This window comes from Janthinobacterium sp. JF4 (genome assembly GCF_059617925.1).
In genome coordinates this window covers 189,887-211,942 of the sequence record NZ_JCAQAV010000003.1, presented here as the reverse complement: position 1 = coordinate 211,942, position 22,056 = coordinate 189,887, and the positions used below count along the sequence as shown (strand labels likewise).

Here is a 22,056-nt window from a genome sequence, read left to right as displayed (position 1 = left end):
CAACCTACCGTACTGCCAGGTAGGTCGGATTAGCGGGGCCGCCGAGGCACGTAGTGCGTAATCCGACATCACCGCAACGCCAGGTAAGCCGCGGGAGCGCCTTGCGCGTAATCCGACACAGCGCTTCCCTGCGCCAGCTTGAACACGGCCAGCGCCGTGCCCAGCTGCACGGCCTGTTCCTGCAGCGATTCGGCCGCCGCAGACGCTTCTTCCACCAGCGCGGAATTTTGCTGCGTCATCTGGTCCATGCTGCCGATGGCCACGCCGATATCACCGATGCCGGCGCTTTGCGCCTGGCTGGCGGCGCTGATCTCGGCCATGATGTCGGCCACCTTTTTCACAGAGTCGACGATCTGGCCCATGGTCAGCCCCGCCTCGTCGACCAGCTTCGAACCAACATTGACCCTGGCCACCGAGTCGCCGATCAATTGCTTGATTTCGCGCGCCGCTGCCGCGCTGCGCTGCGCCAGGTTGCGCACTTCGGATGCCACCACGGCAAAGCCGCGTCCCTGTTCGCCCGCGCGCGCCGCTTCCACGGCCGCATTCAAGGCCAGGATATTCGTCTGGAAGGCGATGCCGTCGATAACGCCGATGATGTCGACGATGCGTCTGGATGAATCGTTGATCTCGCCCATGGTGGTGACCACCTGGCTGACCACCTGCCCACCCTTCACGGCGACCGAGGATGCCGACAGCACCAGTTCATGCGCCTGTCCCGCGTTGGCGGCGTTGTCGCGCACGGTAGAGGTCAGGCTGTCCATGCTGCGCGCCGTCTGATCCAGGTTGCCCGCCTGCGACTCCGTGCGCGCGGCCAGGTCCGCATTGCCTTGCGCGATTTCCGCGCTGGCCACCTGGATGGTTTCGGCGGAAGCCTTGATACCGGACACCATCCCGGCCAGCCGGCCGCGCATCTCCTTCAGCGCCGCCAGCAGGCTGGCCTGGTCGCCCGCCTCGGTGGCAATCTCCATCGAGAGATCGCCATCGGCCACGGCGCGCGCGATCTGGCGCGCGTATTCTGGTTCGCCGCCCAGCTGCTGCCAGATGGCGCGCACGACGAAGTGCGACACGGCCGCCAGGCAGACGATGACGGCCAGCGCCACGGCGATGCTGGTATTGAGCGCATTGCGCACGTTGGCCGCGCTGCGTTCGATGCCTTGCTTGAACTGCAATTGCGCCTGTTCGTTGGTCTTGGCCAGGTCCGTGTTGAGCACCGCCAGCGCGCCCTGCATGCGCGCCACGGTCGCTTGCGGATCTCCCTCTTCCATTTCCAGCATGATGCGCGCCGCGCTCAGCGCCGGCGCATAGTAGGCATCGAATTGCTTGGCCAGGCGCTGGCCCTGCTCGCGCTGGCCGGGAATGGCGGCAAAGGCGGCCAGCTTGGCGCGCAGCTTGTCGGCCTGGCCGTCGACTTGCCCGATGCGCTCCTTGTCGCCTTCGCTAACGGCGTCGCGTAAGCCATCGCCGACGGAGGCCACGTCCAGCGTCAGCGACTTGGCCATGTCGAGCACGGGATAGTCGGCGCTTTCGGTGGCGTGGATGGAATTGAGCGCGGCCGTAGACAGGTAGGCACTGACGGCCAGTCCCAGGCCGAAGATCACGGCCGAGACGACGGGCAGCGCCCATATCTTGCGTTTGATGCTCATTGCTGTCTCCTGATGGTATGTGTATCGGGCCGCCGCATGGCGCGTGGCCCGAACCGGCTTTATGGCGCCGTCAGCACCACTTTGACGGTGCCGTCGACGGCACTCTTCTCGATATAGCCGATGGCTTTCGGATCGGCGGCCACGGCCTTCTTCACGTCGGCGCTATTGGCCACTTCCTTCGGCAAGGTCGCCTTGCCCGTGAAGACCAGCTTGGACCACAGGGCCTTCGCTTGCGACGGTTCCTTGTCCGTCACCTTTTTGTAGAACTCGGCGCGCACGGGAGCGCTTTCCGGCTGGTCGATCGGCGTCATGGCCGTCGATTTTCCGAGGAAAAATTGCGCCACCTGTTCGTTCGTCATGGCGCCGGCGGCGCTCTTCGGATTGACCACCACGACCACTTCGGCCATGGCGGGAGCAACGGTCGACAGCGCCAGCAAGGCAGCCACATTCAAGATCAATGATTTCATGCGGCGCTCCTCAGAAAACGAAATCGATGGCGGCGGCGGCCACCGTGACGGAACCGCGGAAGCCTGGCTTGGCTTGCACGAACAGGCCCGGGCCATTCTTCGGCTTGATGCGGTCGATCTGTACCTTCAGTGCGGCAGAACGGTGGAAGTCCCAGCGCACGCCGATGCTGTCCGTCGATTGCTCGAGCTGGTTGCGCATGGTGGCCAAGGTGTCGACGCCGGCCGACAGGGCGCGCAGAGTCGGCGTGCAGGCGGCCGGATAGCCGGCAGGGCAGGCAGCCGGCACGGTGTTGTTCACGCGGCCATCGGCCTTCAGGCTGGCGTGGCTGTAGTACGGCAGGAAGGCGCCGATGCGGTAGCCGCCCATCACGTACCACGAGGTGCTGTCGCTGACGTAGCTGTCCGTCTTGCGCTTCGCATATTCGGACTGCACCAGGACGTTGTTCCAGTCCAGGCCCAGGCCCACGGACGTGAACGACGCTTTCTTGTCCTTGACTTCCAGCGCATCGGCCAGGGCGCCAAGCTGGGCGATCCGGTAGCCACTGCCGGCCGCGCGCAAGCTGCCCATCAAGGTATTCAGGCTGGGCGAATCGTTGATGGTGAGTTTGGTCTCGGCACGGCCGAAGCGCACGGTGACGGGGCCATGTTCGGCCACCACATTGAGGGCGACGATGGACTTGCCTTCCACCTGTACGGTCGAATCAGGCCCGGTGGCCAGGGTGGCCTTGGTGCGGCCCAGCGCCAGCTGCGTGGTGATGCTGGTGTCGCCAGCGCTGAACTGGTAAGTGCCGTCGATGCCGTCGATGCTGTTGAGGGGCACCTGCGAATACATTTCGCCGGGCGGGCGCAGCATGGTATTGGCATAGCCCACGTTGCGGTAATCGGAAATCATGAAGACGGGCAGGCCCATGCGGCCGACGCGCACGCTGAAGCTGTCGGACACCTTGGCCTTGGCGAAGGCCCACGCCAGTTCGGCGCCAACATCATCCTCGCCATCCTTGCGCGCCAGTCCCTGCACGGTGGCCGACAGCCATGGGTTGACGGTGACATTGGCTTGCAGTCCCAGGTTGGAATCGACGCCGGTGCGGGCGGTGCGGCCGGCGCCGGCAGCCTGGTTCGGGCGCGCGAACTGCGCCTTGTCCGTATCGGCCATGGTCAGGGCGGCACTGCCGTAACCGCTGATCTTGACCGCGGGGCCGGTGACCTCTTCGGCATAGGCATGGCTGATGGCCAGGGGCATGGCCAGCAAGAAAATCAGGACGTGTTTATTCATAGTAATTAAATACCCGTAGCGGTGAACGTGGAGTGGGCTCGAGGTCGATGGCTCACCGGCCGTAAAAGGCCGGGTCCGTTTTTTTCGCGCCGCCATCGCGTTGTGAAGCGTGCTTGGCGGCGTGACCAGTGAGTAAAACCATGCTACAGAGAAAAGGTTTTACGTTGGAAAGTTTTCTTGAGGCAATCAGCAAATTCGCCGCTTTTTACGAAAAAAGCACGCATTCTAGAGGGGTTTATCTAAATAGCACGCCGTGCAAAACCACACTTAGAGCCTATATTTTTCATACGCTTGTGGAGAATTCAAGACAAAAAGAATCCGGATAAAAAAGCGCCGCCCGCGCGAAGATCGCGGGCGGCGCCGTTCCAACCAGTCCTGCCAGAGACGCTTACTCTCGGACTTACTCGCGCTTCGACACCAGGGTCAGAATGTCGTAGCTGGCCACCAACTCCTCGTTCTGGTTGGTCACCTGCACGTCCCACGCGACCACGCCCTGGCCCACGCCAAACACGTCCTTGCGGTTGCGGTCGACCTTGCGCTTGCACGTCAAGCGCGCGCGGATGGTGTCGCCGATGGCGACGGGAGCGACGAAGCGCAGGTTGTCGAGGCCATAGTTGGCCAACACGGGGCCGACGCCTGGCGAGACGAACAGGCCGGCGGCGGCCGACAGCACGAAGTAGCCGTGGGCGATACGCTTGCCGAACTGCGATTCCTTGGCCGCGATTTCGTCGAAGTGCATGTAGAAGAAATCGCCCGAGATGCCGCCGAAGGCGACGATGTCAGCTTCGCTGACGGTGCGGCGGTGCGTAAGCAGCGAGTCGCCCGTCTTCAAGTCCTCGAAGTGCTTGCGGAACGGGTGGATCGGGCTTTCGTTGACGTCCGCGCCGCGCACGTATTCGCCGGTGATGGCCGCCAGCATGGTCGGCGAACCTTGCACGGCCGCCCGTTGCAGGTAGTGGCGCACGGCGCGCACGCCGCCCAGCTCCTCGCCGCCGCCCGCGCGGCCAGGGCCGCCGTGCTTCAGTTGCGGCAGGGGCGAGCCATGACCGGTCGAATCGACGGAGGCCACGCGCTCAAGCACATGCACGCGGCCATGCGTGGCCGCCACGTGCGGCACCACGCGCGCGGCGATCTTCGGATCGCGCGTCACCAGGGTGCTCACCAGGCTGCCCTTGCCGCGTGCGGCCAGGGCCAGCGCCTCGTCGATCTCCGTGTAGCCCATCATGGTGCTGACGGGGCCGAACGCCTCCACGTCATGCACGGCATCGTTGCCAAAAGCGTCGCGGCACAGCAGCAAGGTAGGCGAGAAGAAGCTGCCGTCAATCGCGCCATCGCCCAAAGGACTGAATCCGTCGGCCGCGCCGAACACCACTTCATTACCTTGCGAGAGGGTGGCGACACGCTCCGCCACGTCATTCTGCTGCTCTTTCGAGGCCAGCGCACCCATGCGCACGCCTTCGATGGACGGATCGCCCACCACCACCTTGGCCAGGCGTTCGCGCAGGCGCGTGCCGACGGCGTCCATCAAGTGCTCGGGCACGATGATGCGGCGGATGGCCGTGCACTTCTGGCCCGACTTGCCCGTCATTTCGCGCACGACTTCCTTGACGAACAGGTCGAATTCCACGTCGTCCGGCGTGACGTCGGGCGCCAGGATGGCGCAATTGAGCGAATCGGCTTCGCCGTTGAACGGCACCGAATTGGCGATCAGGTTCGGATTCGTGCGCAGCTTGGCGGCCGTGGCGGCCGATCCCGTAAAGGTGACGAAATCCTGGCCATTCAGGCGGTCCAGCAAGTCGCCCGTGGAGCCGATCACCAGTTGCAGACTGCCGGCCGGCAGCAAGCCCGATTCATGCATCATGCGCACGACTGCCTGCGTCAGATAGCTTGTCGCCGTGGCCGGCTTGGCAATGCAGGGCATGGCCGCCATGAAGCTGGGCGCGAATTTTTCCAGCAAGCCCCAGATGGGGAAGTTGAAGGCGTTGATGTGCACGGCCAGGCCGCCGCGCGGCACCAGGATGTGCGTGCCGGCGAAACCGCCCTTCTTGCCCAGCGCGATAGCCGGACCTTCATGCAGCACGTTCGACGACGGCAGCTCGTGGCTGCCCATGCTGGCGTAGGCGAACAGGGTGCCCGTGCCGCCTTCGATATCGACCCAGCTATCGGCGCGCGTGGCGCCCGACAGGTGCGAGATCGCATACAGCTCTTCCTTGCGCTCGACCAGGTACAGGGCCAGCGCCTTCAGGCGCGCGGCGCGCTGCTGGAAGTCCAGCGCCATCAGGCCCGGCACGCCCGTCTTGCGCGCATACGTGACGGCTTCGTCAAAATCGATCTTTTCCGCGTGCGTGTGGTAGATGACGCGGTTGTTCAGGGCGCTGTGCAGGGGCACGGCAGCGCTTTCGCCCAGCCAGCGGCCGGCGATCAGGCTTTGCAGGGTGGATATGTGAGCCATGTGGTTTCTCCGTAAAACAAAGGTGTTGGTGATGTTGGCAGTGGTGTCGGATTACGCGGGGCTCTGCCCCGCTAATCCGACCTACGCCCATGTTGGCTTACTGCGCTGCTGCGTTCTTGTGCAAATGCAGCGGCAAGGCCGATTCGAAATTGAGGCGCTGGCGGCCGGCCTCGACTTCCGTCAGGGCTTCCACTTCGCGCATCGTCTGCATCGAGCGCACGGCCAGTTCGTGGTACTGGCCCGTGCCCGAGCTTTTCCATTGGATTTCATCGTCGGTGAGCGCGCGGATGATCTTGGCGGGCGTGCCCACCACCATGCTGCGCGGCGCGACGATCATGCCCGCCTTCACGAAACTCATGGCGGCGACGATGGAGTCCTGGCCGATGATGGCGTTGTCCATCACCACGGCGTTCATGCCGACGAGCGCATTGCGGCCGATGCGGCAGCCGTGCAGCACGGCGCCATGGCCGATATGGCCGTCGGTCTCGACCACCGTGTCGCAGCCGGGAAAACCGTGCATGACGCAGGTGTCCTGCAGATTGGCGCCCTCTTCCAGGATCAGGCGGCCGAAGTCGCCGCGGATCGAGGCCAGCGGACCGATATAGCAGCGCGGGCCGACGATCACGTCGCCGATCAGCACGGCCGACGGGTGCACATAGGCGCTGGGGTGGACGACGGGGGTGACGCCGTTGATTTCGTAGACTTTGACCATACAGACTCCTTACATGCCCAGATAGGCACTTTGCACCTGCTCGTTATGCAGCAATTCAGGCCCGGGACCGGACAGGGTAATCGCGCCCGTCTCGATCACATAACCGACGTCGGCGATCGACAGGGCCGCATGCGCATTCTGCTCGACGAGGAAGATGGTGATGCCCTGGTCGCGCAGCTCGGCCACGATGCGGAAGATCTCCGCGATCAGCAAGGGCGCCAGGCCCATGCTCGGTTCGTCGAGCAGCAGCAATTGCGGGCGCCCCATCAGCGCGCGCGCCATGGCCAGCATCTGCTGCTGTCCACCGGACAAGGTCCCGGCCAGCAGCAAGCGCTTTTCCTTCAATATCGGGAACAGGCCGTACATGCGCTCCATGTCGCCCGCCACATCCTGCGGCGGGCGCGTAAAGGCGCCCAGGCGCAGGTTATCTTCCACCGTCATGGGGCCGAACACTTGCCGCCCTTCCGGCACCTGGCAAATGCCGCTGCGCACGCGCTTGTCGGCACTCATGCGGCTGACGTCCTGGCCGGCGAAGGCGATGCTGCCGGCGCTGACCGGCTGCACGCCGGAAATCGCCCGCAGCAGGGTCGTCTTGCCGGCGCCATTCGCGCCCACCAGCGCCACCAGCTGGCCCTGGCGCACCTGCAGGTCGATGCCGTGCAGGGCCTGGATGCGGCCGTAATGGCTGGTCAGCCCTTTGATATCGAGCACCAGCGGTGTTTGAGGTTTTTCCAGCATCATGCCGCCACTCCCAGATATGCCGCCACCACGTCGGGGTTCGCGCGCACTTCGGCGGCGGTCCCTTCGGCCAGCTTCTTGCCATAGTCGAGCACCAGGATATGGTCCGACAGATTCATCACCAGCTTCATGTCATGCTCGACCAGCACCACCGTCACGCCCGATTGCGCCACCTTGCGGATCAAGGTTTCGATCTCGCCCGTTTCCGTGTGGTTCAGGCCCGCGGCCGGTTCATCGAGCAGCAGCACCTTCGGCTTGGCCGCCAGCGCGCGCGCGATTTCCAGGCGTTTTAGCGCCCCATACGACATCTGCCCCGCCTCGTCATCGATGTGCCGCCCCACGCCGACAAACTCCATCAGGCCAGCCGCCTCGTCGCGGCAGGCCGCATCGGCGCGGCGCACGGACGGCAAACGCAGTATGGAGGCGAACAGGTTCTGGTTCAGGCGCAAATGCGCGCCCACCATCACATTGTCGATGGCCGTCATGTTCATGCACACCTGCAGATTCTGGAAGGTGCGGCTCATGCCGCGCCGCGCCAGCGCATCGGGCGGCATGGCGGCCACGTTCTCGCCATTGAGCAAAATCTCGCCCCTGGTTGGCGTGTACACGCCCGTGATCAGGTTGAACAAGGTCGTCTTGCCAGCGCCATTCGGCCCGATCACGGAATGGATATTGCCTTCCTTGACGGTAAAGCTCACGTCCTGCACCGCGTGCACGCCCCCAAAGCTCTTGCTCAGATTGTTAATCGTCAGCATCTCATACCTCCTGTGCCGGTGATTTTGCGGCGCCTTCTGGGGCTTTGGGTGCCTGCGGCACCCCTGCCCGTTTGCGCGAACGGCTGGCCAGGCTCGGTACCAGGCCTTTCGGCATGAAGATCATGGTGGCCATCAGGATCACGCCGAAGACCACCGTTTCCCAGCCTTCAAAACTGGACAACAGTTGCGGCAGGATCGTCAGCAAAGCCGCGCCGATGATGGAACCGAAGATCGACGCCATGCCGCCCACCACCACCATCGTCACCAGCTCGATCGAGTGGAAGAAGCCGGCCAGGTTGGGCGTGATGAAACCGATGTAATGGGCGCTGATGCTGCCCGCGATACTGGCAATGACGGCCGACAGCACGAACACGCGCACCTTGAAGCGGGTCGTATCGACGCCGACCACGCGGGCCGCCACTTCCGAGCCGTGAATGGCTTGCAGCGCGCGCCCGACAGGCGAATCGATCAGGTTCAGGGCCAGCCACGTGACCAGCAACAGCAGCACGGCGCACACCAGGTACCACGATTTTTCACCGGCGATTTCCAGGCCGGCGACACTGAAGGCGGACACGCCGATGCCGTCCGGGCCGCCCGTCCATTGCGTCTCGTTGTTGATGACGATGGAAATGATGATACCCAGGCCCAGGGTCGCCATGGCCAGGGTATGGCCCTTGAGCTTCAGCACGGGACGCGCCAGCAGCAGCGCCAGCAAGCCCGTGGCAACCGCTCCTGCGGCCAGCGCGGCCAGCGGCGGCCAGTTGTAGTGCGTGGTCAGCACGGCCGACGCATACGCGCCCAGGCCATAGAAGCCCGCGTGGCCGAGGCTGATCTGGCCCGTGTAGCCCATCAGGAGGTTCAGGCCGATGACGACGATGGCGTTCAGGGCGATGCGGATCGCCACGTCATAGTAGAACGCATTCGTGAGAAACAGGGGCAGGATGGCCAGCACCAGGGCCAGCACCAGCAAGCCGCCGTGGCGTGAGCGGGAAAATAATGTTGATAACCGCGTCTTCATACACGCTCCGAATTTTTAGCGCCAAACAAGCCCTGCGGCAGGAAGAACAGGATCAATAAAATCAGCACGAAAGGCACCGCGTCTTTATATGCCGACGAGATGTAGCCGGCCGTCATGGCTTCGGCGATGCCGAGGATCAGGCCGCCGGCAATCGCGCCCGCGCCGCCACCGAGGCCACCGAGAACGGCGGCAACAAAGCCTTTCAGGCCCAGCATGATGCCCGCGTCATACGAGGTATACGTGATCGGAGCGACGAGGATGCCGCCGGCCGCGCCAAGCAGGGCCGACAGGCCGAACGAGAACAGCAGCACCTTGCGCGTGTTGATGCCCACCAGTTGCGCGGCCAGCTTGTTGTGCGACGTGGCCAGCATGGCCTTGCCCATCAGCGTGCGGCCGAAGAACCAGCCCAGCACCAGCACGATGACGACGGTGACGCCCAGCACCCACAGGCTTTGCGGCAGCAGGCTGGCGCCCAGAAATTCGATCGGCGCGTCGCCGGAAAAGGCTGGCAGCGAATGCGTGTCCTTGCCCAGCCAGATTTGCACCAGGCCGCGCAGCACCAGCGAGGCGCCGATGGTAATGATCAAGAGGGTGATGACCTGCGCATTTTGCGCCGGCTCGATCACGGTTTTTTCCATCAGCAAGCCTACCAGGCCCGTGGCGATGACGGCCAGGATGATGGCCAGCGGCAGCGGCACGCCGGCGGCCGACATCACGGCGGCCAGCATCCCGCCCAGCATGATGAACTCGCCCTGGGCGAAGTTGATCACGCCGCTGGTGTTGTAGATGATGGTAAAGCCCAGCGCCGCCAGCGCATAGGCGGAACCGACCGTCATCCCGGAATACAGAAATTGTAGAAATTGAGCGACGTCCATGGTGTCTCCATTATGTTCGGCTATGCGCGGACCGCCCTCGAGAGCTGCCCGCGCAGATACTTCTGGCTTACTTGATTTCGAACATCACTTCGACAATTGCCATTCGCCGTTCTTCACTTCGACCATGCGGAAAGCCGACAGGTCCAGGCCCATGTGGTCTTTCGCCGACATGTTGAAGACACCGGTGGTGCCGACAAAACCCTTGGTCGATTCCAGCGCCGCCCGCACTTTTTCGCGGTCCGTGCCGCCGGCGCGCTTGATGGCGTCCACCGACAGGTTCAGGGCGTCGAGCGCATAGCCGCCGAAGGTCGACGGGTCGATCTTGTAGCGCTCCTTATACGTCTTGTCGTAGCCGACGACGACGGCCTTCTGCGCGTCGCTGTCGGGCAGCATGGCGCCGATCAGGAGGGCCGGCGTTGGCAGGCGCACGCCTTCTGCGGCCTTGCCCGACAATTTGAGGTATTCGTCGGACGCCACGCCATGCGACTGGTACAGCGGCAGCGCGGCCATGCCCAGCTGGCCGTAGTTCTTGGTCACCACGGCCGGGCCCTGGCCCAGGCCGAAGACGAACACGGCTTGCACACCCTTGGTATTCTTGATGCGGGTCAGCTGCGCCGTGATGTCCGTGTCTTTCGGGCCGTAGGTTTCATCGGCCACCAGCGTGATGCCGTATTTCGAGGCGACGATCTGCGATTCCTTGCGGCCCGAAGCACCAAAGCCGCTCGTTTCCGACAGCAGGCCGACCTTGCTGATGCCGCGCTTCTTCATGTCCTCGAACACCTTCTCGGCCGCCATGCGGTCCGTATGCGGCGTCTTGAAGACCCATTTCTTGACCGGATCGATGATGACCACGGCGCCCGCCAGCGAGATGAATGGCATGCTGGCGCGGTCCACCAGCGGCGCCATCGCCATCGTCGCGCCGGTCGTGGTGCCGCCGATCAGCACGTCGACCTTGTCCGACTCGATCAGGCGCTTGGTAAAGCCGTTGGCCTTGGCGGCATCGCTGCCGTCGTCGTAATGCACCAGTTCCAGCTTGCGCCCCAGGACGCCGCCGGCTGCGTTGATCTTCTCGATATACAGCTGCAGGGTTTTCAGTTCAGGGTCGCCGAGGAAGGCGGCCGGCCCCGTGACGGACAGCACGGAACCGATCTTGATATTCTCGGCCGCATACGCACCCGCGGCGGACATGGCCAGCACGCCGGCGATCAGGGTTTTCTTGAAGATATTGGCAATCATTATGGTCTCCACCAGGTTGGCACTACGGTCAATGGTTGGCGCTTTTTGACAAGCCTGCGCCTTTTTTTCTTTGTTATACGCGTTCAATGACGACGGCAATACCCTGCCCCACGCCGATGCACATGGTGCACAGCGCATAACGCCCGCCCGTGCGTTCCAGCTGGTTCAAAGCGGCCATCACCAGGCGCGCACCCGATGCGCCCAGCGGATGGCCGATGGCGATCGCGCCGCCATTCGGATTCACGTGCGCCGCATCGTCCGCCAGGCCCAAGTCGCGCGTCACGGCCAGCGCCTGCGCCGCAAACGCTTCATTGAGTTCGATGACATCCATCTGCTCGATGGTCAATCCTGTCTGCGCCAGCACCTTGCGCGACGCCGGCGATGGGCCAAAGCCCATGATGCGCGGCGCCAGGCCGGCCGTGGCCATGCCCAGCACTTTTGCGCGCGGCGTCAATTTGTATTTGTCGACGGCGGCGGCGGATGCCAGCAGGATGGCGCAGGCGCCATCGTTCAAGCCCGAGGCATTGCCGGCCGTGACCGTGCCGTCAGCCTTGACCACGCCCTTGAGTTTCGCCAGCATCTCGGTCGAGGTATCGGGACGCGGATGTTCATCCATCGTCACCATCTTCGGTTCGCCTTTTTTCTGCGGCACGGCGACAGGCACGATTTCACGCTCGAACACGCCGGCCGCGTGGGCGGCGGCCCAGCGCTGCTGGCTGCGCAGGGCCAGCGCATCCTGGTCGGCGCGGCTGATGCCAAATTCCACGGCCACGTTTTCCGCCGTTTCCGGCATGGTGTCGATGCCGTACTGCGTTTTCATCTTGCCGTTCACAAAGCGCCAGCCCAGGGTCGTGTCTTCGATCTTCGCCGCGCGCGAAAACGCGCTGTCGGCCTTGCCCATCACGAAAGGCGCGCGCGTCATGCTTTCCACGCCGCCGGCAATGATCAGTTCCGCCTCGCCCGCCTTGATGGAGCGGGCAGCGAGACCGACGGCGTCCAGGCTGGAGCCGCACAGGCGGTTGATGGTATTGGCCGGTACTGCAGCCGGCAAGCCGGCCAGCAGCGCGGCCATGCGGCCCACGTTGCGGTTGTCTTCGCCCGCCTGGTTGGCGCAGCCGTAGAACACATCGTCGATGGCGGACCAGTCAACGGACGGGTTGCGGGCGATCAGCGCGGCAATCGGCAGCGCGCCCAGGTCGTCCGCGCGCACGCTGGACAGCGCGCCGCCATAGCGGCCAAAGGGCGTGCGCACGGCGTCACAGATAAAGGCTTCGTTCATGTTGGCTTCCTTGTTCGGGCTATCAGGAGAAAATCTTCGGGCGCTGGTCGACCACGCGGCGGGCCTTGCCCGTCAGAGTGCGTTCGATGCCGGCGGCGGCCACCAGACGCACGCGCGTGCTCACGCCCACGTGTGTCTTGATGCGGTGTTCCAGCTCGCGCGCCAGGGCGTCCGTTTCGCTGGCCGAGATGGTGACAGTGAGGTCGACGCGCAGCTCGGCGATCACTTCGAGCTTGTCGAGGTGGCCGTCGCGCGTGACCACCAATTGATACTGTGGCGCCAGCTTCGGCATCTTGAGGATCAGCTCTTCGATCTGCGTGGGGAAGACATTCACGCCGCGGATGATCAGCATGTCGTCCGAACGGCCCGTGATCTTGCCGATGCGGCGCATCGAGCGCGACGTCGGTGGCAGCAAGCGGGTCAGGTCGCGCGTGCGGTAGCGGATGACGGGCAGCGCTTCCTTCGACAGCGAGGTGAAGACCAGCTCGCCTTCCTCTCCGTCCGGCAGTACTTCGCCCGTTTCCGGGTCGATGATCTCCGGGTAAAAATGGTCTTCCCAGATGACGGGACCATCCTTGCTTTCGATGCATTCGGATGCCACGCCAGGGCCCATCACTTCGGACAGGCCGTAGATATCGACGGCGTCGATGCCGGCGCGCGCCTCGATTTCCGCACGCATGGCGTCCGTCCACGGTTCGGCGCCGAAAATGCCCACTTTCAGCGACGATTCGGCCGGATCGAGACCCTGGCGCGTGAATTCCTCGATGATGTTGAGCATGTACGATGGCGTGACCATGATGATCGATGGCTTGAAATCCTGGATCAGTTGCACCTGCTTTTCCGTCTGCCCGCCGGACATCGGGATGACCGTGCAGCCCAAACGCTCGGCGCCATAGTGCGCGCCCAGGCCGCCCGTGAACAGGCCGTAGCCGTAGGAAATATGCACCATGTCGCCCGCGCGGCCACCGCCGGCGCGGATCGAGCGCGCCACCACATTGGCCCAGGTATCGATGTCGTTCTGCGTGTAGCCGACCACCGTGGCCTTGCCCGTCGTGCCGCTGGACGCGTGGATGCGCACCACCTGTTCACGCGGCACGGCGAACAGGCCGAACGGGTAATTATCGCGCAAGACTTTTTTATCGGTGAACGGAAATTTGGCCAGGTCGGACAAGGATTTGAGGTCATCCGGATGTACACCCGCTGCGTCAAAAGCGGCGCGGTAATGGGGCACGTTGTCATACGCGTGCTTGAGCGTCCATTGCATGCGTTCGAGCTGCAGCGCCTGCAATTCATCCTTGCTGGCGCGCTCGATCGGCTCGAGGTCATTCGGGGCGGGAATTCGTTGGACCATCTTTGTCTCCTAATCGGTTCTTTAACTATTTAAAGCTGCAGCGGCAGTTCAAACCTGCTCTTGTACCTTCAACCACTAATGACTTCACCCGCCACGCGGATCGACTTGCCGCGGAAGAGCGCGACGGCGCGCCCTTCCTGGTTGCTGACCTTGACGTCGTAGACGCCGCTTTTTCCCGCCAGCGCCTGCTCGACGGCGTGGGCCGTGAGCACGTCGCCTTCGCGGCCCGGCGCCAGATAATCGATGGTGCAGCCGGCGCCCACGGTATTCATGTTGTAGCTGTTGCAGGCAAACGCGAAGGCGCTGTCGGCCAGGGCGAAGATGAAGCCGCCGTGGCAAGTCTGGTGGCCGTTGAGCATGTCTGAGCGGACCGTCATCGTCATGCGCGCATGGCCGGGGCCCACTTCGGCCAGGGCGATGCCCATGGCAGCGGTGGCGTTATCGCGCGACAGCATGGAGGCGGCGGCCGCTTCAGCCAGGGCTTGTGCGGTCATGTTGTGATCTTCATTCGGCATGAAAGCGATCTCCATTGGCGAGTTTGCGGCGCAGCAGCGGCGAGACCCGGTAGCGGTCTTCGCCATAGCCTTGCGCCAGGTGGTGCAGCACGGTCACGATCTGCTGGACGCCGACGGCATCGGCCCAGGCCAGCGGTCCGCGCGGATAGTTGACGCCCTTCTGCATGGCGATATCGACGGCGGCCACCGTGCACACGCCCTGGTTGACGGCGTCGGCCGCCTCGTTGGCCAGCATGGCAACCGTGCGCATGACGGCCAGTCCAGGCACGTCGTCCAGGCGCGTGACGGTAAAGCCGGCCGCCTGGAACAGGCCGACGACAGCCGCGTAGGCGGCGTCGCTGCACTGGTCGGCACGGGCCACGGCGATGCGCTTGGCAGCGGCGTAATCGAGCGCCAGGTCGAACAGCACCGTGTCCGGATGCTCGTTGTCGTGCGCGCGCTGAGTGGCGCTGCGGCCGTCCGTCAGGTAAATCGCGGCGCCATGGCAATGCAGGGCCGGCGCTTCGTCCATCTCCTGGCCTTCCTGCGTCACGCGGCGGCTGACCGTGATGCCCGCCTGCTCCAGGCGTTGTACCAGGCTGCGAATGATGCCGCTATGGCCACGCCCATCGCTGCCGATGGCGGCCGACAGGGCGACGAATTCCGGCTTGTCCTGCGTGCTTTCCGCCTGCGCCACAGGCACGCTGGCGCCTTCGCCATACAGGTAAAAGCCACGGCCCGACTTGCGGCCGAGGAAGCCCGCGTTGACCATTTCCTGCTGCAGCACGGACGGCGTGAAGCGCGGATCGTTGAAATAGGCGCCGAACACGGATTGCGTGACGGAGAAATTGACGTCATGGCCAATCAGATCCATCAGTTCGAATGGGCCCATGCGGAAACCGCCCGCTTCGCGCAGCACCGCGTCGATGGTGGCGGCGTCTCCCGCCTGTTCATTCAACAGGCGCCAGCCTTCCGCGTAAAACGGACGCGCGACACGGTTGACGATGAAGCCGGGCGTCGATTTCGCATGCACGGGATTCTTGCCCCAGGCGATAGAGGTGTCGTAGACGGTGGCGGCCACTTGCTCGCTGGTGGCCAGGCCACTGACCACTTCGACCAGCGCCATCAGGGGCACGGGATTAAAGAAATGCATGCCCACCAGACGTTCCGGGCAGCGCAGCTTGGCGGCAATCGCCGTGACGGAAATCGACGACGTATTCGTCGCCAGGATGCAGTCGTCGCTGACCAGCGCTTCGAGTTCGGCGAACAGGCCGCGCTTGACGTCGAGGTTTTCCACGATGGCTTCCACCACCAGCGCGCAATCGCTCACGTCGGCCAGGCTGCCGGCCGCCTGCAGGCGCGCCGTGGCGGCCGTGGCTTCGTCAGGCGTCATGCGGCCTTTCTCGGCCAGCTTCGCATACATCTTGCCGATATCGAGCAAGGCCTTGCTGACGGCGTCAAAGCGCGTGTCGTACAGTTTGACCCTGTAACCAGCCGCCGCGGCCACCTGCGCAATGCCGGCGCCCATGGCGCCGCTGCCGATGACGGCGACGATATTGTTGTTGTCCAAAGCTGCCATATCAGTGTCCCTTGAATTGCGGCGCGCGCTTTTCCATGAAGGCGGCCACGCCTTCGCGGTAATCGTCGCTGTGACCGAGATCGCTCATCATGCGCGCTTCCAGCGCCAGCTGCTGCGGCAGGGTATTGGCGCCACTTAGAGCCAGCGCCTGCTTGGTAAACGCCAGGCCCTTGGTCGGTGCCGTGGAAAAGTGCACCGCCAGCTTGCGCGTTTCTTCGGCCAACTGGGCATCCTCGACGCATTTCCAGATCAAGCCCCAGTTTTCCGCTTTTTCCGCCGTCAGTTTCTCACCGAGCATGGCCATGCCCATGGCGCGCGCCGACCCGATCAGGCGTGGCAGGAAGAAGGTGCCGCCCGTGTCCGGGATCAGGCCCAGCTTGCAGAACACTTCCACGAAACTGGCGGACTTGCCGGCGATGACAATGTCGCAGGCCAGCGCCAGATTGGCGCCTGCGCCGGCGGCCACGCCGTTGACGGCGCAGATCACGGGCATCGGCAGCGCCTTCAGGGCCAGCACCAGCGGCGCATAGTTCTTTTCCACCGACTCGCCCAGGTCCACGCCCTTCGAGCCCGGTTCCACGGCGCGGTCGGACAGATCCTGGCCCGCGCAAAAGCCGCGTCCCGCGCCCGTCAGCACGAACACGCGCACGGAACTGTCGGCGTTGACTTTGGCGATGGCGTCGCGCACTTCCTCGTGCATGGCTTGCGTAAAGCTATTGAGCTTGTCGGGACGGTTCAGGGTCAGCGTGGCGATACCCTGTTCGATGGTGAAGAGGATGTTTTGGTAGGTCATGGCGTCTCGTTTTTTTAATGGATACGGCAGGGCAGCTGCCCTGCGCCGGCATTATTCAGCCTGGTCGAAGTCGACCACGACCTTGTCGGTCAGCGGAAAACTCTGGCAACTGAGGACGAAGCCGCGCGCCACTTCGTAGTCTTCCAGCGCGTAGTTGACGTCCATTTCGACTTTGCCGTCGAGGATCTTGCAGCGGCAGGTCGAGCACACGCCGCCCTTGCACGAGTAGCGCATGTCCAGCCCATGGCGCAGGCCCGCGTCGAGGATGGATTCCTTGTCCTTGTCCATCGTGAAGGTGGTGTGGTTGCCGTCCATGATGACGGTCACTTCCGTTTCCTGCACGGCGCCCGCGTCGAGCTGGGCGCGCGGCTTATGCGCGTTTTTCGGGATGCTGGCGGCGAACAGCTCGATCTTGATGTTCTGCTTGGGCATGCCGGCCGCCTGCAGGGCAGCGGAGACGCCCAGCATCATGTCTTCCGGGCCGCAGATGAAGGCATTGTCGTAGTCTTCGACGCGGATCCAGTGCTGCAGGAACTGCTCGCATTTTTCCTGCGTGATGCGGCCGTTGAACAGTTCGATGTCCTGCTGCTCGCGGCTCATCACGTAGACGAGGTTCAAACGCTCCAGGTACACATCCTTCAAGTCCGTCAATTCTTCCTTGAAGATGACGGACGACGAAGCGCGGTTGCCGTAGAACAAGGTGAAGCGGCTCAAGGGTTCCGTCAGCAGGGTCGTCTTGATGATGGAGAGGATGGGCGTGATGCCGCTGCCGGCCGCAAACGCCAGGTAGTGCTTGCGGTTGACGCAGTCGAGCGGCACGTTGAAATGACCCATGGGCGGCATCACCTCGATGGTGGCGCCGGCTTTCAGGGTGTCGTTCGCCCAGGTAGAGAAGGCACCGCCCGGCGTGCGCTTGATGGCCACGCGCAGGGTGCCGTCCTGCACCGCCGAACAGATGGAATACGAACGGCGCACGTCTTCCGCATTGATATTGGCGCGCAAGGTCAAATGCTGGCCCTGCTGGAAGCGGAACTGCTGCTGCAGTTCCGCTGGCACGTCGAACGTGACGGCGATGGTGTCGCGCGTTTCATTGCGCACGTTCGCTACGCACAGCGGATAAAATTTACTCATGCTTCATCTCCAGTTTCTTCGGAACGCGTGCCTGATGTTTTTAGTGGCACTTGAAGTAATCAAACGGTTCGCGGCAAGCCAGGCATTTGTAGAGGGCCTTGCACGGCGTGGAGCCGAACTGGCTGGTCAGCTGCGTATGCGTGGAACCGCAGTTCGGGCAGATCACGTCCAGCTTCGGCATGGGCTGGCGCTTGACTCCCATTCCTGCGCCACCTTTCAAACCACTGATGTCGATCACCTGCTGCTGCGGCGGAGCGATGCCATAGCCTTTCAGCTTGGCCTTGCCCGCTTCGCTCATCCAGTCCGTGGTCCACGCGGGCGCCAGCTGGTTTACCAGCGTCACCTTGGCCACGCCATGGCTGCGCAAGGCATCCGTGACGGTGTCGGCGATCACCTGCATGGCCGGGCAGCCCGAATACGTGGGCGTGATCGTCACGATGCACGCATCGCCATCCGTGACTTCGACGGCCCGCACGATGCCCAGGTCCACCACCGAAATGACGGGGATTTCCGGGTCCGGCACGTCGTCCAGCCAGGCCCATACCTGGGCCGCGTTCAGCGCTGCCGTAGGCGTGTTCATTACCACTCCGCCCCGGGATAGGCGCGCTGCAGGAACTGCATCTCGGCCAGAATAAAACCCAGATGCTCCGTGTGCGTGCCCTGCTTGCCGCCCTTTTGCATCCAGGCGTCGGGCGCCGGCATGACAAGCGTCGCTTCGGCGAAGATCTCGGCCACGTGTTCGAGGAAGGCCCGGCGCAACACGTCCGATGGGGGAGCGATGCCGGCGGCGACCATGGCCTGGTCGACGGCGTCGTACGTGAACATCTCGCCCGTGTACATCCACAGCTTGTCGGCGGCAGCCTGCGTCTTGGCGTGGCTGTCCGCCGTGCCGTCGCCGAGGCGCACGATCAGGTCACCACTGCGGCGCAAGTGATAGGTCACTTCCTTGATCGACTTCTGTGCCACTTCGACGATGCGCGCATCCGTCGATTTTGTCAGCTCCAGCAACTGGAAGTAGTGCCAGCTGTCGAAGAGGAACTGGCGCATCATGGTGTCGGCGTAATTGCCGTTCGGCTGTTCCACCAGCAGGCAGTTCTTGAAGTCGTGGGCGTCGCGCAGGAAGGCGATGTCGTCCTCGTCGCGGCCCGCGTTTTCCAGTTCGGCCGCATAGCTGAACCACAAGCGCGTCTGGCCCAGCAAGTCCAGCGCCACGTTGGTCAGCGCCATGTCTTCTTCCAGCGCCGGGCCCTTGCCGCACAGCTGCGACAGCTGCTGGCTGAGGATCAGGGCGTTGTCGCCCAGGCGCAGCAGGTAGTCGACCTTTTGTTGAGTGACCTTGTCATCCATTGCAGGCGCTCCCATCACAGGTTCTTGACTTCTTCCGGCATCGGGAAGAAGGTGGGATGGCGGTACACCTTGCTGTTCGACGGTTCGAACAGGGCGCCCTTGTCGCCCGGGCTGCTGGCGACGATATCGGCCGCGCGCACGACCCAGATGCTCACGCCTTCATTGCGGCGCGTGTAGACGTCGCGCGCATGGTTGACCGCCATGGTGGCGTCGGAAGCGTGCAGGCTGCCCACATGCTTGTGCGCCAGACCGTGCTGGCTGCGGATGAAAACTTCCCACAAAGGCCATTCTTTGCTCATGTTGTTATCCCCTATCTGTCTTATGTATTTACGCTGCCGCTTTGTTAGCAGCTTGCTTGTCTGCATACGCGACCAAGGCATCGCGGAACCATTCGCCGCCTTCATACGCTTGAACGCGCGTTTGCAGGCGTTCGCGGTTGCACGGGCCATTGCCCTTCAGGACATTGTTGAATTCGGCCCAGTCGATCTCGCCGAATTCATAATGGCCCGTTTCCGCATTGAACTTCAGGTCAGGATCGGGCACGGTCAAGCCCAGGTATTCGATTTGCGGCACGGTCTGGTCGACCATGCGCTGGCGCAATTCGTCGTTCGAGAACAGCTTGATGCGCCATTGCGCCGACTGGGCACTGTTGACGGAAGCGGCGTCGGACGGGCCGAACATCATCAGCGATGGCCACCACCAGCGGTTCAAGGCATCTTGCGCCATGGCTTTCTGCTCGGGCGTACCCTTGCACAGCGACATCATGATGTCGTAGCCCTGGCGCGCATGGAACGATTCCTCCTTGCAGACGCGGATCATGGCGCGCGCATACGGACCGTAGGAGCAGCGGCACAGGGGAATCTGGTTGATGATGGCGGAGCCGTCGACCAGCCAGCCGATGGCGCCCATGTCGGCCCACGACAGGGTGGGATAGTTAAAGATGCTGGAATACTTGGCTTTGCCCGAGTGCAAGGCGGCCAGCAAGTCGTCGCGCGACACGCCCAGTGTTTCTGCGGCGCTATACAGGTACAGGCCGTGTCCGGCTTCATCCTGGATCTTCGCCAGCAGGATGGACTTGCGTTTCAGGGTCGGCGCGCGTGTGACCCAGTTACCTTCGGGCAATTGGCCGACGATTTCCGAGTGCGCGTGCTGCGAAATCTGGCGGATCAGGGTCTTGCGGTAGGCGTCCGGCATCCAGTCCTTGGCCTCGATCTTGATGCCTTCGTCGATGCGCGCCTGGAAAGCGCGCTCTTCTTGACCCATGTCGTCGATGGAACGGACGTTCTTGAGGCCGGTTTCAACCATTTGTGCGTACATGATCTGTCTCCCATGTCTTTGATTTTGCGCAGCAACGCGGTGCGATGAACAGATAATACGATACAAAAAACGATTTGCATACACTTGATATGAATCATTTTAAAAATTCGTATCTTGTGCGGCTTTTTTGTGCGTATGATATTGCTGATGAGAAAACATTGCGAAGTGCTACCAGCGCTTCCGGCAAATTATTGCCGCGCTACCCGCGCAGCCAAGTAAACTGCTGCTTTTATTGAACCGACCGCAACACGGCCAGACCGGAACCACATGAAGAACACCCGCTGCACGGCATGGATAGCCGATTTCCTGGAAAGCGACCCACCGCGCTCGAAGTCCCTGGTGATGACCATCTTTGGCGACGCCATCGTGCCGCGCGGCGGCGCCATCTGGCTGGGCAGCCTGATCGAACTGCTGGCGCCATTCGGCGTCAATGACCGGCTATTGCGCACCAGCGTGTTCCGCCTGGCGCAGGAAGGCTGGCTCAGCTCGCAGCGCGACGGCCGCCGCAGCGCCTATACGATACGGCCGGAGGCGCTGGTCCGCTTCGAGCGCGCCTATCGCCGCATCTATGCGCCGCTGGTCGTGCATTGGGATGGCAGCTGGACCCTGGTGATCGGGCCGGCCGGCAGCATCGGCGCCGCGGAGCGGGGGGCGCTACGCAAGGAATTATTGTGGGCCGGCTATGGCTTGATTTCTCCCGGCATCTTTGGCCACCCGGCCAGCAATGCGGAGGCGCTGGAAGATATCCTCGTGCGCAACGAGGTGCAGGGCAAGCTGTATGTCTGCCACACCACGGAGTTGCCGGACGTCAGCACGCGCCCTCTGCGCGACATGGTGGGCGACTGCTGGGACTTGTCGGAAGTGATGACCGGCTACGAAAAATTCATCGCCAGCTTCCAGCCACTGCTGACCTTGCTGCAAGAAGCGCCCGTGTTCGATGCGGAGCAGGCCTTCGTCATCCGCTCGCTGCTGACGCACGCCTACCGCCGCGTGCAATTGCACGACCCGCAACTACCCGTCGAACTGCTGCCCGAACCGTGGCCCGGCACGCAAGCCTATGCCCTGGCGCGCGACCTGTACCGCCTCACGTATGCGGCCGCCGAAGAACATATCCTGGCCACCCTGCGGCGCGAGGATGAACAGGCGCCGGACGTGGAGCCATGGTTTTTTGAACGTTTTGGCGGACTGAACACCTGACAAAACGTCCATGGCGGCGTTGCAGGGCCTGGGCGTACGTTCGTACTGCCTGCGGCCCTGCGCCTTGCCCTGGCCATTTTTCAGGCGCTCAGGATTTGCTCACTGCTGCGTTCACTGCTTGTTCATGGCGACGACCTGCTTCGCCCCTGCCAGCAAATCCTGACCCAGCTTTTCCAGCGCATTGGCCTGCACCAGCATGGTGTCGAGGATGGCGACGTTGAAGGTGAATTCGGCCGGTGTCGTATAGCCGGGGAAACGTATGATGCGCAGCAATTCCTGCAAGGTCGTGCCCTTGCCCAGGTGCGCCAGAGCGTCGCTGAGGGCGCTGACTTTCTTTTCCAGTTCGCGTATGTGTTTGCCGTTGTCGTCCATGATGATCTCCCCGTGTCGGAGCTTCCA

At 63.2% G+C, this 22,056-nt stretch carries 22 protein-coding genes; 1 reads left to right on the top strand and 21 read right to left on the bottom strand.

The window, feature by feature from the left end; genetic code table 11:
- Positions 1-68: 68 nt before the first annotated feature.
- The 20 genes from AC54AF_RS04680 to paaA all read right to left on the bottom strand — a co-directional run bounded on the left by AC54AF_RS04680 (position 69) and on the right by paaA (position 20,460).
- A complete protein-coding gene (locus AC54AF_RS04680) occupies positions 69-1,643 on the bottom strand; it encodes a methyl-accepting chemotaxis protein (RefSeq protein WP_496635584.1) in 1,575 nt (524 codons plus the stop codon).
- Positions 1,644-1,702: 59 nt separating this feature from the next.
- A complete protein-coding gene (locus AC54AF_RS04675; protein ID WP_496635583.1) occupies positions 1,703-2,110 on the bottom strand; it encodes a type 2 periplasmic-binding domain-containing protein in 408 nt (135 codons plus the stop codon).
- Positions 2,111-2,120: 10 nt separating this feature from the next.
- Positions 2,121-3,383 carry a hypothetical protein gene (locus AC54AF_RS04670; protein ID WP_496635582.1) on the bottom strand — a complete coding sequence of 421 codons (1,263 nt, stop codon included), beginning with the start codon at positions 3,381-3,383 and terminating at the stop codon, positions 2,121-2,123.
- A 400-nt stretch (positions 3,384-3,783) separates the two neighbouring features.
- Positions 3,784-5,835, bottom strand: coding sequence for a phenylacetic acid degradation bifunctional protein PaaZ (gene paaZ / locus AC54AF_RS04665; RefSeq protein ID WP_496635581.1), 2,052 nt, complete (start codon positions 5,833-5,835; stop codon positions 3,784-3,786).
- Between the two features lie 97 nt (positions 5,836-5,932).
- Positions 5,933-6,547: a phenylacetic acid degradation protein PaaY gene (paaY, locus tag AC54AF_RS04660; protein ID WP_131685591.1), complete on the bottom strand. Its 615-nt coding sequence runs from the start codon at positions 6,545-6,547 to the stop codon at positions 5,933-5,935.
- Between the two features lie 9 nt (positions 6,548-6,556).
- Positions 6,557-7,288 carry an ABC transporter ATP-binding protein gene (locus AC54AF_RS04655; RefSeq protein ID WP_496635580.1) on the bottom strand — a complete coding sequence of 244 codons (732 nt, stop codon included), beginning with the start codon at positions 7,286-7,288 and terminating at the stop codon, positions 6,557-6,559.
- A complete protein-coding gene (locus AC54AF_RS04650) occupies positions 7,285-8,040 on the bottom strand; it encodes an ABC transporter ATP-binding protein (RefSeq protein WP_496635579.1) in 756 nt (251 codons plus the stop codon). The genes AC54AF_RS04655 and AC54AF_RS04650 overlap by 4 nt, the downstream gene beginning before the upstream one ends.
- Before the next feature lies 1 nt (position 8,041).
- A complete protein-coding gene (locus AC54AF_RS04645) occupies positions 8,042-9,058 on the bottom strand; it encodes a branched-chain amino acid ABC transporter permease (protein WP_496635578.1) in 1,017 nt (338 codons plus the stop codon).
- Positions 9,055-9,933: a branched-chain amino acid ABC transporter permease gene (locus AC54AF_RS04640; RefSeq protein ID WP_496635577.1), complete on the bottom strand. Its 879-nt coding sequence runs from the start codon at positions 9,931-9,933 to the stop codon at positions 9,055-9,057. The genes AC54AF_RS04645 and AC54AF_RS04640 overlap by 4 nt, the downstream gene beginning before the upstream one ends.
- An 84-nt stretch (positions 9,934-10,017) precedes the next feature.
- Positions 10,018-11,169 (bottom strand): ABC transporter substrate-binding protein, encoded by a 1,152-nt coding sequence (locus AC54AF_RS04635; protein ID WP_496635576.1) that lies wholly within the window; start codon positions 11,167-11,169, stop codon positions 10,018-10,020.
- A 73-nt stretch (positions 11,170-11,242) separates the two neighbouring features.
- Entirely contained in the window at positions 11,243-12,448 is a 1,206-nt protein-coding gene (pcaF, locus tag AC54AF_RS04630) for a 3-oxoadipyl-CoA thiolase (RefSeq protein ID WP_496635575.1), read from the bottom strand.
- 22 nt (positions 12,449-12,470) lie between these two features.
- A complete protein-coding gene (gene paaK / locus AC54AF_RS04625; RefSeq protein WP_131685597.1) occupies positions 12,471-13,799 on the bottom strand; it encodes a phenylacetate--CoA ligase PaaK in 1,329 nt (442 codons plus the stop codon).
- 68 nt (positions 13,800-13,867) lie between these two features.
- Positions 13,868-14,293, bottom strand: coding sequence for a hydroxyphenylacetyl-CoA thioesterase PaaI (gene paaI, locus AC54AF_RS04620; RefSeq protein WP_496635574.1), 426 nt, complete (start codon positions 14,291-14,293; stop codon positions 13,868-13,870).
- Positions 14,294-14,303: 10 nt separating this feature from the next.
- Complete coding sequence (paaH, locus tag AC54AF_RS04615) at positions 14,304-15,872, bottom strand: 3-hydroxyacyl-CoA dehydrogenase PaaH (protein WP_496635573.1); 1,569 nt, start codon at positions 15,870-15,872, stop codon at positions 14,304-14,306.
- Position 15,873: 1 nt separating this feature from the next.
- The gene (gene paaG / locus AC54AF_RS04610) at positions 15,874-16,665 is read right to left on the bottom strand and encodes a 2-(1,2-epoxy-1,2-dihydrophenyl)acetyl-CoA isomerase PaaG (RefSeq protein WP_496635572.1); all 792 of its coding nucleotides are present in this window, start codon (positions 16,663-16,665) and stop codon (positions 15,874-15,876) included.
- Between the two features lie 51 nt (positions 16,666-16,716).
- Positions 16,717-17,796: a 1,2-phenylacetyl-CoA epoxidase subunit PaaE gene (paaE, locus tag AC54AF_RS04605; protein ID WP_496635571.1), complete on the bottom strand. Its 1,080-nt coding sequence runs from the start codon at positions 17,794-17,796 to the stop codon at positions 16,717-16,719.
- A 40-nt stretch (positions 17,797-17,836) separates the two neighbouring features.
- Entirely contained in the window at positions 17,837-18,376 is a 540-nt protein-coding gene (gene paaD / locus AC54AF_RS04600) for a 1,2-phenylacetyl-CoA epoxidase subunit PaaD (protein ID WP_131685602.1), read from the bottom strand.
- On the bottom strand, positions 18,376-19,158 hold the full coding sequence (gene paaC, locus AC54AF_RS04595) for a 1,2-phenylacetyl-CoA epoxidase subunit PaaC (protein WP_496635570.1): 783 nt from the start codon (positions 19,156-19,158) through the stop codon (positions 18,376-18,378). The genes paaD and paaC overlap by 1 nt, the downstream gene beginning before the upstream one ends.
- Entirely contained in the window at positions 19,158-19,442 is a 285-nt protein-coding gene (paaB, locus tag AC54AF_RS04590) for a 1,2-phenylacetyl-CoA epoxidase subunit PaaB (RefSeq protein ID WP_034746356.1), read from the bottom strand. Before paaB ends, paaC begins: the two co-directional genes overlap by 1 nt.
- A gap of 28 nt (positions 19,443-19,470) precedes the next feature.
- Positions 19,471-20,460: a 1,2-phenylacetyl-CoA epoxidase subunit PaaA gene (gene paaA / locus AC54AF_RS04585; protein WP_131685603.1), complete on the bottom strand. Its 990-nt coding sequence runs from the start codon at positions 20,458-20,460 to the stop codon at positions 19,471-19,473.
- 267 nt (positions 20,461-20,727) lie between these two features.
- Here paaA and paaX point away from each other — a divergent pair, with 267 nt between their 5' ends.
- Complete coding sequence (gene paaX / locus AC54AF_RS04580; protein ID WP_496635569.1) at positions 20,728-21,657, top strand: phenylacetic acid degradation operon negative regulatory protein PaaX; 930 nt, start codon at positions 20,728-20,730, stop codon at positions 21,655-21,657.
- A gap of 111 nt (positions 21,658-21,768) precedes the next feature.
- Here paaX and AC54AF_RS04575 read toward each other — a convergent pair whose 3' ends face one another.
- Positions 21,769-22,029 (bottom strand): hypothetical protein, encoded by a 261-nt coding sequence (locus AC54AF_RS04575; RefSeq protein WP_456122519.1) that lies wholly within the window; start codon positions 22,027-22,029, stop codon positions 21,769-21,771.
- Positions 22,030-22,056 lie beyond the last annotated feature (27 nt).

What these genes read in the sequence shown, in the direction of transcription:
- AC54AF_RS04680 (WP_496635584.1), bottom strand. Translation starts at nt 1,643, where the DNA reads ATGAGCATCAAACGCAAGATATGGGCGCTGCCCGTCGTCTCGGCCGTG.
- AC54AF_RS04675 (WP_496635583.1), bottom strand. Translation starts at nt 2,110, where the DNA reads ATGAAATCATTGATCTTGAATGTGGCTGCCTTGCTGGCGCTGTCGACC.
- AC54AF_RS04670 (WP_496635582.1), bottom strand. Translation starts at nt 3,383, where the DNA reads ATGAATAAACACGTCCTGATTTTCTTGCTGGCCATGCCCCTGGCCATC.
- paaZ (WP_496635581.1), bottom strand. Translation starts at nt 5,835, where the DNA reads ATGGCTCACATATCCACCCTGCAAAGCCTGATCGCCGGCCGCTGGCTG.
- paaY (WP_131685591.1), bottom strand. Translation starts at nt 6,547, where the DNA reads ATGGTCAAAGTCTACGAAATCAACGGCGTCACCCCCGTCGTCCACCCC.
- AC54AF_RS04655 (WP_496635580.1), bottom strand. Translation starts at nt 7,288, where the DNA reads ATGATGCTGGAAAAACCTCAAACACCGCTGGTGCTCGATATCAAAGGG.
- AC54AF_RS04650 (WP_496635579.1), bottom strand. Translation starts at nt 8,040, where the DNA reads ATGCTGACGATTAACAATCTGAGCAAGAGCTTTGGGGGCGTGCACGCG.
- AC54AF_RS04645 (WP_496635578.1), bottom strand. Translation starts at nt 9,058, where the DNA reads ATGAAGACGCGGTTATCAACATTATTTTCCCGCTCACGCCACGGCGGC.
- AC54AF_RS04640 (WP_496635577.1), bottom strand. Translation starts at nt 9,933, where the DNA reads ATGGACGTCGCTCAATTTCTACAATTTCTGTATTCCGGGATGACGGTC.
- AC54AF_RS04635 (WP_496635576.1), bottom strand. Translation starts at nt 11,169, where the DNA reads ATGATTGCCAATATCTTCAAGAAAACCCTGATCGCCGGCGTGCTGGCC.
- pcaF (WP_496635575.1), bottom strand. Translation starts at nt 12,448, where the DNA reads ATGAACGAAGCCTTTATCTGTGACGCCGTGCGCACGCCCTTTGGCCGC.
- paaK (WP_131685597.1), bottom strand. Translation starts at nt 13,799, where the DNA reads ATGGTCCAACGAATTCCCGCCCCGAATGACCTCGAGCCGATCGAGCGC.
- paaI (WP_496635574.1), bottom strand. Translation starts at nt 14,293, where the DNA reads ATGACCGCACAAGCCCTGGCTGAAGCGGCCGCCGCCTCCATGCTGTCG.
- paaH (WP_496635573.1), bottom strand. Translation starts at nt 15,872, where the DNA reads ATGGCAGCTTTGGACAACAACAATATCGTCGCCGTCATCGGCAGCGGC.
- paaG (WP_496635572.1), bottom strand. Translation starts at nt 16,665, where the DNA reads ATGACCTACCAAAACATCCTCTTCACCATCGAACAGGGTATCGCCACG.
- paaE (WP_496635571.1), bottom strand. Translation starts at nt 17,796, where the DNA reads ATGAGTAAATTTTATCCGCTGTGCGTAGCGAACGTGCGCAATGAAACG.
- paaD (WP_131685602.1), bottom strand. Translation starts at nt 18,376, where the DNA reads ATGAACACGCCTACGGCAGCGCTGAACGCGGCCCAGGTATGGGCCTGG.
- paaC (WP_496635570.1), bottom strand. Translation starts at nt 19,158, where the DNA reads ATGGGAGCGCCTGCAATGGATGACAAGGTCACTCAACAAAAGGTCGAC.
- paaB (WP_034746356.1), bottom strand. Translation starts at nt 19,442, where the DNA reads ATGAGCAAAGAATGGCCTTTGTGGGAAGTTTTCATCCGCAGCCAGCAC.
- paaA (WP_131685603.1), bottom strand. Translation starts at nt 20,460, where the DNA reads ATGTACGCACAAATGGTTGAAACCGGCCTCAAGAACGTCCGTTCCATC.
- paaX (WP_496635569.1), top strand. Translation starts at nt 20,728, where the DNA reads ATGAAGAACACCCGCTGCACGGCATGGATAGCCGATTTCCTGGAAAGC.
- AC54AF_RS04575 (WP_456122519.1), bottom strand. Translation starts at nt 22,029, where the DNA reads ATGGACGACAACGGCAAACACATACGCGAACTGGAAAAGAAAGTCAGC.